Source organism: Streptomyces malaysiensis subsp. malaysiensis (assembly GCF_040653035.1).
In the GTDB taxonomy this organism is placed as follows: domain Bacteria; phylum Actinomycetota; class Actinomycetes; order Streptomycetales; family Streptomycetaceae; genus Streptomyces; species Streptomyces malaysiensis.
The window spans coordinates 309,607-322,954 of the sequence record NZ_JBEZNG010000009.1 but is presented as its reverse complement, the minus strand read 5'-3'; the positions used below and the strand labels follow the sequence as shown (position 1 = coordinate 322,954).

Annotated in this window: 6 protein-coding genes and 1 pseudogene; 4 read left to right on the top strand and 3 right to left on the bottom strand. The window is 71.6% G+C overall.

Annotated elements, in window-relative coordinates:
• The first annotated feature begins 36 nt into the window (after positions 1-36).
• The 3 genes and pseudogenes from AB0E24_RS21125 (at position 37) to AB0E24_RS21115 (ending at position 4,445) form a co-directional block, all read left to right on the top strand.
• On the top strand, positions 37-819 hold the full coding sequence (locus AB0E24_RS21125; protein ID WP_069865010.1) for an SDR family oxidoreductase: 783 nt from the start codon (positions 37-39) through the stop codon (positions 817-819).
• A 325-nt stretch (positions 820-1,144) separates the two neighbouring features.
• Positions 1,145-2,716 (top strand): sodium:solute symporter family protein, encoded by a 1,572-nt coding sequence (locus AB0E24_RS21120; protein ID WP_069865012.1) that lies wholly within the window; start codon positions 1,145-1,147, stop codon positions 2,714-2,716.
• Positions 2,717-3,005: 289 nt separating this feature from the next.
• Positions 3,006-4,445 (top strand): annotated as a pseudogene (locus AB0E24_RS21115) (glycosyltransferase 87 family protein).
• A 6-nt stretch (positions 4,446-4,451) separates the two neighbouring features.
• Here the strand turns inward: AB0E24_RS21115 and AB0E24_RS21105 are convergent.
• From AB0E24_RS21105 to AB0E24_RS21095, 3 genes are all read right to left on the bottom strand, one after another.
• A complete protein-coding gene (locus AB0E24_RS21105) occupies positions 4,452-5,576 on the bottom strand; it encodes an ADP-ribosylglycohydrolase family protein (RefSeq protein WP_069865016.1) in 1,125 nt (374 codons plus the stop codon).
• Between the two features lie 214 nt (positions 5,577-5,790).
• Complete coding sequence (locus tag AB0E24_RS21100) at positions 5,791-8,802, bottom strand: tetratricopeptide repeat protein (protein WP_359378866.1); 3,012 nt, start codon at positions 8,800-8,802, stop codon at positions 5,791-5,793.
• A gap of 67 nt (positions 8,803-8,869) precedes the next feature.
• On the bottom strand, positions 8,870-11,482 hold the full coding sequence (locus tag AB0E24_RS21095) for a bifunctional FO biosynthesis protein CofGH (RefSeq protein WP_102937577.1): 2,613 nt from the start codon (positions 11,480-11,482) through the stop codon (positions 8,870-8,872).
• A 325-nt stretch (positions 11,483-11,807) separates the two neighbouring features.
• On the opposite strand from AB0E24_RS21095, the gene AB0E24_RS21090 reads away from it, so the two are divergent.
• On the top strand, positions 11,808-13,328 hold the full coding sequence (locus tag AB0E24_RS21090; RefSeq protein ID WP_359378864.1) for a CehA/McbA family metallohydrolase: 1,521 nt from the start codon (positions 11,808-11,810) through the stop codon (positions 13,326-13,328).
• Positions 13,329-13,348: the final 20 nt, after the last annotated feature.

Below are 13,348 nucleotides of genomic sequence, written 5' to 3'. Positions count from 1 at the left end.
TAATCTGACGCGACGCCAGATACGGGAGGTGCCGCCATGCCGTTACAGGGCAAGACCATCGTCGTCTCCGGGGTGGGGCCAGGACTGGGGGCCCGGGTGGTCGCCGCATGCGTCCGGGACGGCGCCCGGGTGGTGATGGGGGCGCGGACAGAGGAGCGGCTGCCGAAGGTGGCGGACGAGGTCGATCCGGGCGGGGAGCGCACCGCCTGGCGGACCACCGACATCGCGGACGAGGCGCAGTGCGAGGCCCTCGCCGCGCTCGCCCTCGACCGCTTCGAACGGATCGACGCCGTGGTCCATGTGGCCGCGCTGGACAGCCATTTCGGCGGGCTGGAGGACGCCGACTTCGGGTCCTGGGCCCAGGTGGTGGACATCAATCTGTTCGGGACGCTCCGGATGACCCGCGCCTGTCTGCCCGCGCTCAAACGGAACGGCGGCTCGGTGGTGCTGATCGGCACCCAGTCGTCCTCCGCCGCCCCCACCAAGGTGCGTCAGACCGCGTATGCCGCCTCCAAGGGCGCGCTGACCTCGACCATGTACGCGCTCGCGCGCGAGCTGGGGCCGCACCGGATTCGCGTCAACACCGTCCAGCCGGGCTGGATGTGGGGGCCGCCGGTGCGGGCGTATGTGGCCTTCACCGCACAGGCCGAAGGCGTGAGCGAGGCCGAGGTGCTGACCCGGCTCACGGACGGAATGGCCCTGCCCGAGCTGGCGACGGACGGCGATGTGGCGGAGGCCGCGGCGTTCCTGGCCTCCGACCGGGCCCGGGCGATCACCGGGCAGTCGCTGCTGGTGAACGCCGGTGAACTGATGCGTTAGCGCGACTCCTGTCCGGCCCTTTCGGGATCCCGCTCCCGTATTGACCCATCGATAGGTGGGCATGCGTCTGACGGCGTCTCATGAAGTGCCCGCTCATCGTGGGTTCACCGGTATGCGGCAGACAACGCCCCGTCAGGTCAAGAAAGAGTAAATTGGTTCTGCTTCCTGATTTGTGTTCACACTCGTGACCCTTAGAACCCTTGACCGGTTACCCGAACGAGCGGTTCAATCCCGGAAGTACCCCGCTCCCGCTCGGGGGAACCGTCCATGACGAACGTCGCGGCGAAGTGCGCACCCGTTCATATGGCGGACCCTGGGAGGGGACATGAACAGTCTCGACTGGGCTGTACTGATCGGATACTTCGGTGTCATGGTCGCCATCGGCCTCTGGTCCCACAAGCGTGTGGACAATGTCAGCGACTTCTTCACCGCGGGCGGCAAGATGCCCTGGTGGCTGTCCGGGATCTCGCACCACATGTCCGGCTACAGCGCGGTGATGTTCACCGGATACGCGGCGATCGCCTATCAATACGGCATCACCTCCTATGTCACCTGGTCCTTCCCGATCGCCATCGGCATCGCGATCGGCGCGAACCTCTTCGCGCCGCGCCTCAACCGGGTGCGCAGCAAACTGCGTGTGGCCTCGCCGCTCGAATATCTGAAGAACCGCTACAACCTCCCCACCCAGCAGGCGCTGGCCTGGTCCGGGGTGCTGTTGAAGATCGTCGACGTGGGCGCCAAATGGGCGGCCATCGCGACCCTGCTGTCCGTCTTCACCGGTGTCTCGCTCAACCAGGGCATCCTGATCACGGGCGCGGTCACCGCCGTCTACTGCACGGTCGGCGGGCTGTGGGCCGACGCGCTCACCGAACTCGGCCAGTTCATCATCCAGTTCGTGGCGGGCATCGCGATGCTGATCGCGGTGCTCCATGAGCTGGACGGCTTCTCCACCCTGTGGAGCGTCTGGGACGACCTCCCCGACAGCCACCACCAGCCGACCGTCGGCCCGTACACCCTGATCTTCCTGCTCGCCTACCTCTTCATCAAGACGTTCGAGTACAACGGCGGCATGTGGAACCAGGCGCAGCGCTACATGGCGACCGACAGCGCCCACTCCGCCAAGCGCTCGGCCCGGCTCTCGGCCATTTTGTGGTTCGTCTGGCCGCTGGTGCTGTTCTTCCCCATGTGGGTCGCGCCGCTGATCATCAAGACGGACAAGCCCGACAACTCCTACGCCGAGATGGCCGAGCACCTGCTGCCGCACGGTCTGCTGGGCCTGGTGATCGTCGGCTTCTTCTCGCACACCATGGCGATGTGCTCCTCGGACGCCAACGCGATCGCGGCGGTGGTGACCCGGGACATCATGCCCGCCGTCTTCAAGTCCGTACGGGAATGGTCCACCCGCACCGGGCTGCTCGCGGCCCGCTACACCACACTGCTCTTCCTCGCCCTGTCGATGGCCATCGCCACCCAGGTCAACTCGGACTTCTTCGGCGACATCATCAGCGTCGTGATCAAGTGGGTCGCCGGGCTGATGGGGCCGATCGCGATCCCGCTGATGCTGGGCATGCTGCGCGCCTTCCGCAAGTCGGGCCCGACGGCGGCGCTGATCAGCTGGGCCATGGGGCTGATCGCCTTCTACCTGGTCAACTACCCGATCAACGACGCGATCGACGGAGGCGTGAACCTGGAGTACCAGATCTCCATCCCGCTCGCGGTCTCGCTCGTGCTCTTCATCGCCATCGGCTACATCAAGCCGGAGGACACCCCGGAGCGCGATGCCATCCTCGCCTCGCTCAACTCGGATGACGACGGGCCGGGTTCGGCGGGTGCCGCGCTGTCGGAGCCGGAGTCCGGCGCGTCCGGCCACAAGTCGGTGGCGGGCGCCACGGACTGACGCCTTCCGCTCGGCGGCCATGGACCGGGCCGTCGGTCACCACCCATCGCGGGGTGACCGGCGGCCCGGTCGCGTCTGGCCACAACTGGCCGAGCGGGGCATAAGCGGAATGCGATGACCAGGCGTCGTTCAGCGAACGTGGCAGTCCAGGCGATCTTTTCTTCACCTGAGGTCCACATCCGGAACGTACTATGGTCGGCCGTCCGCCACCCGCCACCGACCGCACCGCCCGGACCCGGCTCGCCCCGCCCCCACCGAGCCGCCGTCCACCGGGACCTCTGGAGCCCCCGTGACCGCCACCCAGACGATCACCGACTCCCGGATCCACCGGGCCCGTGCCGCCGTACTGCGCCGGCCGGTTCTGTGGGCGGCGGTGTTCTGCCTGCTCTCCTTCACCGGATTCTGGATCGCCCAGCGGGCCGCCCAGGTGTCGATGGTCGATCTGCTGGTCTACCGCGCCGAGGGATGGACGGTACGCGATGCGACGGATCTGTATGACATGCGGGCGACTCAGCACAATCTCCCCAATACCTATCCGCCGTTCGCGGCCCTGCTCTTCACCCCGCTGACCGTGATGGGCACGGGCGTCCTGCGGACCTTCGGGACGGCCCTCAATCTCGTCCTCATGGTCGCCGTGGCCCATCTGTCGCTGCGGCTGGTCGATCCGCCCGTCCGGGTGCCGCGGCCGGCCGCCGTCCTGGCCCTCGCCGCCGCCGGGGTGTGGTGCGAGCCGGTGTGGACGACACTGCGCTACGGGCAGATCAATCTGCTGGTCACGGCGCTGGTGCTAGGGGACCTGACCCGCCGGGCCGGCCACCGCTGGGCGGGGGTCGGGACCGGTATCGCCACCGGGATCAAGCTGACCCCGGGGCTCTTCGTGGTCTTCCTGGGCCTCGCCGGGCTGCTCCTCGGCCTCCGGCGGCTGCGGGCCCCCCGGGCGCCCGGGAGGCGGACCGGGCCCGCGGGCGGCCCGCTGTGGCGGGGCTTCGGGAACGACCATCTGCGGCGCGCCGCCGTCGCCACCGCCACCTTCGCCCTCACGGTCGGGTTCTCGGCCCTGGCGCTGCCGCATGACTCCCGGCGCTTCTGGACCGAGGTCGTCTTCGCCACCGACCGCCCCGGCGATGTCGAGGGCGCGGGCAACCAGAACCTCAAGGGCGCCCTCGCCCGGCTGCTGCACACCCCCGACCCGGGCATGTGGTGGCTCACGGCGGCCGTACTGGTCGGCTGTGCGGGCCTGGCCACGGCGGTCGCCGCCCAGCTGACCGACGACGGCCGTCTTCCGAACGCCCGCGCCTGGGCCGCCCTGGCCTGCGCCGTGACCGCCCTCATGGTCAGCCCGGTCTCCTGGTCGCACCACTAGGTGTGGGCCGTCCCGATGGTCCTGCTGCTCGCGGTGGAGGCGGTGCGACGGCGTACGGCGGGCTGGACGGCCTGGACGGTGGTGACCGGGCTGCTGTTCTGCTCCTTCATGGTCTGGTACGCGCCCCACAGCCGGCCGACCCGGGTGGAGCTCCACCAGAACCCCGCCCAGATGCTGCTCACCGCCGTCTATCCGCTGCTCGGCCTCGCCTTCCTGGGCGTGGCCGCGTATCTGACCGTGCGCGCCGTAAGGCGTCCATGGCGCCCAAGGCGTCCATGGGAGGGGAACGGGCCCGTACAGCGGCAGATGGCCACCGCCGGTGCGGGTGCGCGGCGGCGGCCGGAGCGGACTGACCCGCGTGGGTGAGCGGACCTACGCGCGCGGGTAGCGGGTGAGCCAGGCCGGGGAGGAGCTGCCCGGGCCGTGGAGGGCCGGGCCCTGGGTCATCTCCATGGCGAAGTCGTCGGCCAGCTCAAGGATCGTGCCGCGCCCCTCGACCTCCGCCAGCCAGGCGGGCGGCAGCGCGGTCTCGCCGTGCAGCGCGCCCAGCAGATTGCCGCAGACGGCCGCCGTGGAGTCGCTGTCCCCGCCGTGGTTGACCGCGAGCAGCAGCCCATGGCGGACGTCCTCGGCGACCAGGGCGCAGTACAGCCCCATCGCCAGGGCCTCCTCACCGGTCCAGCCCTCGCCCAGGGACGCCACCCGCTCGGAGGTCGGCAGGCCCTGCCGTACGGCGCCGAGAGCGCGCCGCAGCGCGTTGGTGGTCTCCTCGTGGCCGGGGCGGGTGGCCAGATGGGCGAGGGCGCGCTGGACGGCTCCGTCCAGCGCCTCGCCGCGTGCCAGGCCGTGCACGATGAGGGCGAAGGCGCCCGCGGAGAGATAGCCGGTGGGGTGGCCGTGAGTCTGGGCCGCGCATTCGATGGCCAGTTGGAAGACCAGCTGCGGCTCCCAGCCCACCAGCAGGCCGAAGGGCGCCGAGCGCATCACGGCGCCGCACCCCTTGGAGTCGGGGTTCTTGGGCGCCTCCAGGGTGCCCATGGTCTCGTCGGCGAGCGCGGTGATACAGGCCCGCCCCGGGGAGCGCTGGGCGTACAGCCACTCCTCGCGGGCCAGCCAGCCGGCGTCCTTACGGCGCTCATCGGGGCCCCAGTCGCGCTGGGTGGAGTACCAGCGGCGGTGTGCGGAGTGGATGTCGGTCGGCGGATGCCAGGCCCCGGTGTCGCGGCGCACCTGCGCCCGTATCAGTCCATCCACGGTGAACAGCGTCATCTGGGTGTCGTCGGTGACCCGTCCACGGCCGCCATAGGCGGGCAGGAAGTCCGTCACACCCTCGGGTCCGTGCGCCACCCTGATCTCTTCCAGCGAGGCGAACTCGACGGCCGCCCCCAGCGCGTCCCCGATGGCGCCGCCGAGCAGGCAGCCGCGCACCCGGCTGCGGAAGTCCTGCTGTTCGGCGCGGCCCCATACGCCGGTCGCTGCGCTGGCGGTTGCGGTCACGACCTTTGCCTCTTTTCTTCGTTGATTCTTCGTCGCGTGAATGGCCCTGGACTGTCTTTGAACTGTAATGGACATCGAATGATCGCCTCTTGGCCGCCGCGGTTTGTGAAGGCGTCATCACGGAGAAGACGACGGACGGCCGCATTCCGAGAATTGCGAATTCCCTCACCGAATGTCGTCTCCGCACCCCGAATGTCGTCTCCGCGCCGAATCCTTATCGAGCACTGTCCGGGCCGGGGCCCAGGGCCGTGCGGAGCTCGGCGAGCGGGGCCCGGAGGGCGGCGAGGAGCGCCCCGTCCGCCCCGGGACACTGTGCGAGGTCATCGAGGGCTCGTATGCTCTCGTCGGCGATCTCCCAGTACGGCCGGGTGGCGGAAAGCTCCGCCACGAAGCGCTGCGCCCCGGCCCCGTCCCCGAGGGCGGCTCTGCTGACGATCGGTGCGGCCACCCGGGCCTGTGGGTCCCACTGGCCGCCGTGCTCCTCCAGGAGCGCCTCGAAGGCGGCCCACCGCTCCCGCGCCCGGGGGAGACCGTCGCTGAGGCTCACCAGCAGCGCGTGTTCGAAGGCGATGTCGAGGTCCTTGTCGTCCAGGGCCGCCGCCCGTTCGATGTCCGCGGCGGCCTCGGCGTACCGGCCCGCCCCACGGTGGCATCTGGCTCTGCCCTCCAGCGCGAGCAGGTCGTCGGGGTCGAGCCCGAGCGCCCGGTCCAGGTCGGCGAGGGCGGCCGCCTCGTCGCCCAGGCGCAGCCGCAGGGCGCCCCGGACCGCCGGTGCCCAGGGGTCGTCGGAGTCGGCGGCCACGGCGGCGTCGAAGTCCGCCAGGGCCTCGGCGAGCCGGCCCGTGTGCTCATACGTCTGTCCCCGCCGGACCAGCGCGAAGACATACGAGGGCGCCAGCTCGACGGCCCGGCCGAAGTCCTCCAGCGCCTCCGGGAAGCGGTCCGTCATCCGGTACGACTCACCGCGCTCGGCCAGCACCGCCTGATCGTCCGGGTGGGACGCGAGATAACTGTCGGCCGCGCTGATCGCCTCCTCGTAGCGGTCCAGGTTGCGCAGCGCGTGGATACGGCTGAACCCGGCGTACTCGGAGCCGAGTTCGATGGACCGCTCGGCGTCCGCGAGGGCCTCCTCGTACCGCCCGAGCATCCGGTAGGCCGTGGCACGCTCCGCGTGGGCCCAGGCCCATTCGGGCCTGATCTCCAGCGCCCGGGTGAAATCCGCCAGCGCGCTGTCGTAGTCCCGGACGGCGGAGTGGACCAGACCGCGGGTGGACACGGTCCACGCGCTCGCGTCGTTCAGCTCGAGGGAGCGGGTGAGATCGGCCAGGGCGTCCTCGAACCGCCCCAGAAGGCTGTTCACCTCGCCGCGCTGGGACAGCACCCAGGCGAAGTCGGGATCGAGTTCGAGGGCGCGGTCGAGGCTTTCCCGCGCCTGCTCGTAACGCTTCATGCCGAGGTAGGCGTAGCCGCGGGCGGCGTGCGCGCGATCGCTGCCGGCGTCCAGCTCCAGCGCCCGCTCCGCGTCCGCCAGCGCCTCCTCCAGCTCCTCCATGTCCGCCCGGGCCATGCCACGGAGCGCGAAGGCCACGGCCGAGGCCCGCTCGTCCTGCTCGACCTCGCCGATCAGGAGCGTCATCGTCGTCGCCATGTCGCTCAGCGTGGACTCCGCCAGGAAGCGTTCGCCCCACGCCCGTACGGACTCCACTCCGCTGTCGCGGCCCGCCTCCAGCAGCGTCCGCATCCAGCGGCGCTCCCAGGACGGCGCCGTATGGTTCAGGTAGTCGCACAGATACGCGCGCAGCTCCCCGCGCAGCGCTTCCTCCGGGGTCGCGCACAGCCGGTGGTACGCCTCCTCCAGCCGGCAGTCCAGCCACCGCTCGTGCTCCCACTTCTCGTCGCCCCGCAGCGTCTCCTCGATCTGCCGCTGCCACCGCGCGAACGCCTCGGCCAGCCGGAGGTGGCGGGCGCGCCACGCCTGCGGGGACCGGTTGCGCTGGAGCCGCAGCATGGCCGTGCGGACGACGTCGTGGTAGTGGCAGCGGCCGGAACCGTCGTTGACGAACGGCAGCGAGCGCAGCCAGCCGTAGAGCTCGGCCGCCCCGTCCTCCACCGTGGCCGCGAAGACGTCCTCGTCCAGCCGCCGGGGCAGGGCCGCGGCCAGCGCGACCGAGCGGTGGGTCTCGTCGCTCACCCACTTCAGGAAGCGCTCGACGGCGGTGCCGGAGGGGTCGCCCACGGCCTCGGGGGTCGTGGGCCGCGCCTCGGCCAGCATGGACACCAGCACGGGCAGCCCGCCGGTGAGCCGGAGGACGACCTCGATCACCTGCTCGTCGACCACGCCCTTGGCCGTCAGGAGCTGCCGGGCCTCCGCCTCCGTGAAGGGCACCAGGGGGAGTTCGGCGACGAGGTCGGCGTAGTCGGCCCAGCAGCGCGGGGCGAGCGTGCCCTGTCCGGCCAGCGTCACGACCGCGTTGGCCGGGAGCGAGCCGTAGCGGCCCTCGAACATCACATCGCGCAGCCACAGGTCGAGCAGCGGCCCGGTGCGCTCATAGGTGTCGAAGAACCACGCCATCCAGGGCACGGAGGCGGCCACCTCGCCCACGTCCTTCAGGAACGCGGGGGTGAGGGCGTCCAGGGGCGAGATCACCAGGTCCACATCGTCATGGCTGCGGAAGCGGGCGCTGAGCTTGGCCCGCGCGCGGTCGGCCGCCTGTGCGACCCGGTCCGGCTCCGCCGCCCCGGCGAAGGCCCCGACGCCCGGCACCAGGCCCAGCCCGATCAGCCCGGCGCGGGCGGCGAAGGCGCTGGACGCGGAGGGCTGGGGGCCGACGGTCGCGTCCTCCTGCGGCGCGGGCTGCTGGGCCGCCGAATCGGCCTCGTGGCGCCGCTGCCGGTAGGTGGCCAGCAGCTTGTCGAAGGACTTCAGCGGATGGCCCTGCTCGGCGAACTGGGCGCTGATGGCCGCCATCACCTCGGGGACGCTGTGCACCGACTCGTCCACGGCGGCGGTGAGCGCCCGGTGCTCCCGCGCGGTGTTCTCCAGCTGCCGCAGGAGCGTCGTCTTGCCCACCCCGGCGTCGCCGCGCACATGGAACAGGAAGTGGTGCGAGGCGTCCTCGGGCGGCACGGCGAAGTTCTCCCGGAACGCGGCCAGCTCCTGCCGCCGCCCCACGAACCGGCGCCGCTGCCGGATCAGCTCCCGAATCGTCGGACGCTCCGCTGCCATGGGTGCCCCTCCCCCTCTTCCCATGGCAGCGTATCCACGCGGCGTGCCCTCGAACCGCGAGCCGGGCTCAGTCCTCCAGCACCGGGAGCAGCTCCGGCAGATGGCCGTCCGAGGCGAGGGCGGCGGCCCGGCGCTCCTCGGGGACGGGGCCGTAGGTGGTGGTGCGGGGGCGGGCGGGGCGGCCGGCCAGTTCGGCGATGCCCACCAGGTCCTGGATGGAGCGGTAGGAGCCGTAGGAGGAGCCCGCCATGCGGGAGATGGTCTCCTCCATGAGGGTGCCGCCCAGGTCGTTGGCGCCGGAGCGGAGCATCTCGGCGGCACCCTCCGTGCCCAGCTTCACCCAGCTGGTCTGGATATTGGTGATATGCGGGTGGAGCAGGATCCTCGCCATGGCCGTCACCGCGCGGTTGTCGCGGCCGGTGGGGCCGGGACGGGCGATACCGGCGAGGTAGACGGGGGCGTTGGTGTGGATGAAGGGGAGGGTGACGAATTCGGTGAAGCCGCCCGTCTCCTGCTGGATCCCGGCGAGCAGCCGCAGATGGGCCAGCCAGTGGCGGGGCTGGTCCACATGGCCGTACATCATCGTGGAGGAGGACCGGATGCCCAGCTCATGCGCCGTTTTGACGACCTCGATCCAGGTGGCCGTCGGCAGCTTGCCCTTGGTGAGCACCCAGCGGACCTCGTCGTCCAGGATCTCGGCGGCCGTGCCGGGGATGCTGTCCAGGCCCGCCTCGCGCGCCGCCGTGAGCCATTCGCGGATGGACATCCCGGTGCGGGTCGCGCCGTTGACGACCTCCATCGGGGAGAAGGCGTGAACATGCATCCCGGGCACCCGCTCCTTGACGGCGCGTGCGATGTCGAAGTACGCGGTGCCGGGCAGATCGGGGTGGATGCCGCCCTGCATGCAGACCTCCACCGCGCCCACCTCCCACGCCTGCTGGGCGCGGTCGGCGACCTGGTCCAGGGAGAGGGTGTAGGCGTCGGCGTCCGTACGGCGCTGGGCGAAGGCGCAGAAGCGGCAGCCGGTGTAACAGACATTGGTGAAGTTGATGTTCCGGGTGACGATATAGGTGACATCGTCCCCGACCGTCGCCCGGCGCAGATCGTCGGCGATACGGCACAGGGCGTCGAGCGCCGGGCCCTCGGCGTGCAGCAGGGCCAGCGCCTCGGGGTCGGTCAGCCGGGTCGGGTCGTCGGCGGCCCGTGACAGCGCGGCCTTGACGTCGGCGTCGATACGGGACGGGACCATCCCGGGGGCGGCGGCCTCGCGCAGCGCCTCCCAGTCGCCGTAGACCTCGTCGAAGTCCTCACGGCGGTCACCGGTGCGGCCCTCGGTGTCGATGGTGCGGTGCAGATCGGTGCGGCCAGAGGCGCTGAACGCCTCGTCAGGCTCCTGCCAGGGCAGCCCGGTGGGGATCGCGTCCTCGCGGGCCAGGCCGGTCCCGGGGTCGGCGAGCGCGGTCACATGCGGCAGCAGCCGGGGGTCCAGCCAGGGCTCGCCGCGCTGGATGTACTCGGGGTAGACCGCGAGCCGTTCGCGCAGCCGGAAGCCGGCGGCGGCGGAGCGCTCGGCCAGCTCGTCCACCTGGGGCCAGGGGCGCTCGGGGTTGACATGGTCCGGGGTGAGCGGGGAGACGCCGCCCCAGTCGTCGATACCGGCGCCGATGAGCTGCTCGTACTCCGCGTCGACCAGGTTGGGCGGGGCCTGGACGCAGGCGGTCGGGCCCAGGATGTGGCGGGCGACGGCCACGGTGGCGACCAGGTCGTCCAGCTCCGCGTCCGGCATCCCCCGCATGGCGGTGTCCGGTTTGGCGCGGAAGTTCTGGACGATGACCTCCTGGATGCCGTGGTACGAGCGGGAGACGCGGCGCAGCGCGAACAGCGACTCCGCCCGCTCCTCATACGTCTCGCCGATCCCGATCAGCAGCCCGCTGGTGAACGGCACGGAGCTGCGCCCGGCGTCCTCCAGCACGCGCAGCCGCACCGCGGGCTCCTTGTCGGGCGAGCCGTAGTGGGGGCCGCCGGGCTCGCTCCACAGCCGCTCGGCCGTGGTCTCCAGCATCATGCCCATGGAGGGGGCGACCGGCTTGAGCCGCTGGAAGTCGGTCCAGGTCAGGACGCCGGGGTTGAGGTGGGGCAGCAGCCCGGTCTCCTCCAGGATGCGGATCGCCATGGCCCGTACGTACGCGATGGTGTCGTCGTAGCCCTCGGCCTCCAGCCATGCGCGCGCCTCGGGCCAGCGGTCCTCGGGGCGGTCGCCGAGGGTGATCAGCGCTTCCTTGCAGCCCATTTCGGCGCCGCGGCGGGCGATGGCGAGGACCTCGTCGGGCGACATGAACATCCCATGGCCCGCACGGCGCAGCTTGCCGGGGACGGTCGCGAAGGTGCAGTAGTGACACTTGTCCCGGCACAGCCGGGTGAGCGGGATGAAGACGCTGCGCGAGTAGGTGATGACCCCGGGGCGGCCGGCCGCCTCCAGGCCCGCGTCGCGGACCCGGGCGGCGGAGGCCATCAGCTCTTCGAGGTCGTCACCGCGCGCCTGGAGCAGCACCGCCGCCTCGGCGGTGTCCAGCGCCACGCCGTCGCGGGCGCGCTTGAGCGCACGGCGCATCGCGTTCGCTGTGGGGGCGGCGGAGCCAGTCGGGGCAGCCGGTTCGTTTCCCTGCGCGCTCGTGGTCATCCTCCGAGGATACGAGCGGTGCGGGACACCGCCAGACGGCCCGGGCCTGCGGTTTTGTGGGTCTGATCACGGCGGCCGCGGGCCGTGGGCGGGAATACGGCGCGGTGAAACGTGCGGGCTGCCCGCAGGGGGCGCCGACGGCCGCTGTCCGGGCGGGACTTGGCGGGGCGCGGACCGCCGCGCGACGCCGACCGGACCCGGGGGCGGAGCCGCGCGTTCCCTCGCCGCCATGGAGTTATCCACAGGGCTTTCCGCGCGTGTCACCCACGCGTACAACGGTGTCACGCGGGTGTCGGACGGCACTCTCGACTCTGGGGGGCACCTCATGCAGCGACGCGATGTACTCAGGCTCTCCGCGCTTGCGGGCGCGGCAGGCGTGCTGACACTCGATCCCATGACCTTCGACCAGGCCGACGCGGCGGGCACGGCCGGCGGCCCCGAGCAGACGAAAACCCTCAGCGGCCATCTGCCCACCGGCGCGCCGGACTTCGTCTACGTGCCGGTGGAGGTTCCGCGCGGGGTGCGCGAGATCGCCGTGTCGTATACGTACGACAGACCGACCGTCCCGGCCGGCACGCAGGGCAACGCATGCGACATCGGCATCTTCGACGAGCGCGGCACCGAGCTGGGCGGGCGCGGCTTCCGCGGCTGGTCCGGCGGGGCCCGTACGGAGTTCGCCATCAGCGCCGAGGAGGCGACGCCCGGCTATCTGGCGGGGCCGGTGAAGGCGGGCACCTGGCATGTGGTCCTGGGGCCGTACACGGTCGCCCCCCAGGGCCTGGACTACAAGGTCACCGTCACACTGCGGTACGGCGCGCCCGGCACCACCCCGAAGCCGGCGTACCCGCCGCAGCGGGCGAAGGGCCGGGGCCGCGCCTGGTACCGGGGCGACTCGCATCTGCACACCGTGCACTCCGACGGCAAGCGCACCCCGGCCGAGCTGGTCGCCGCCGCCCGCGCCGCGGGGCTGGACTTCATCACCACCACCGAGCACAACACCACCTCGGCGCATGGCGCGTTCGAGGGTCTGTGGGGCGATGACCTGCTGATCCTCACCGGTGAGGAGATCACCACACGCAATGGCCATGTGGTGGCCCTCGGCACCGACCCCGGCGTCTTCATCGACTGGCGCTACCGCGCCCGGGACAACCGCTTCGGCCAGTTCGCCCGCAAGGTCCGGCAGGCCGGCGGCCTGGTGATCCCGGCCCATCCGCACGGCACCTGTGTCGGCTGCAACTGGAAGTTCGGCTTCAACGAGGCCGACGCCGTCGAGGTGTGGAACGCGGACTTCACCCCGGACGACGAGATCACCATCTCCGAGTGGGACAACACCCTGGTCGCCGCCGCCCGCGGCGACGGCCGCTGGCTGCCCGCCGTCGGCCACAGCGACGCCCACCGCGAGCCCAATGTGGTGGGCCTGCCGCAGACGGTGGTGCTCGCGGACGACCTCTCCCGCACCGCCCTCCAGGACGGCATCCGGGCCGGCCGCAGCTGGATCGCCGAGTCCTCGAAGATCGACCTCACCTTCGAGGCGGTCGGCGGCCGCGGCAGGCACGCCGGTATCGGCGAGCGTCTGAAGGTGGGCTCCGCGGAGGAGGTGACGGTCCGCCTGAAGGTCTCCGGCGTGGGGCCGGGCTGCTCGGTGCGGATCATCACCGACCAGGGCCAGCTGTACGGCACCGCGGTCCCCGACTCCGGCGAGAGCTCGGCCGAGTGGAAGACGACCCCCTCCTACGCGGCGTATGTGCGCGCCGAGGTGCGCCACGCCCCGGCGGACGGCGGCGCGTCGGGCATACCGGGCCCGATGGCGGCGATGACGAACCCGATCTGGCTCGGCGAGCGCTGACGGCTGCCCGGCCGGGCGGC

Bases quoted from the DNA above. Each gene is read 5' to 3' on its own strand.
- AB0E24_RS21120 (WP_069865012.1), top strand. From the start codon at position 1,145: ATGAACAGTCTCGACTGGGCTGTACTGATCGGATACTTCGGTGTCATG.
- AB0E24_RS21100 (WP_359378866.1), bottom strand. From the start codon at position 8,802: ATGGCAGCGGAGCGTCCGACGATTCGGGAGCTGATCCGGCAGCGGCGC.
- AB0E24_RS21125 (WP_069865010.1), top strand. From the start codon at position 37: ATGCCGTTACAGGGCAAGACCATCGTCGTCTCCGGGGTGGGGCCAGGA.
- AB0E24_RS21095 (WP_102937577.1), bottom strand. From the start codon at position 11,482: ATGACCACGAGCGCGCAGGGAAACGAACCGGCTGCCCCGACTGGCTCC.
- AB0E24_RS21090 (WP_359378864.1), top strand. From the start codon at position 11,808: ATGCAGCGACGCGATGTACTCAGGCTCTCCGCGCTTGCGGGCGCGGCA.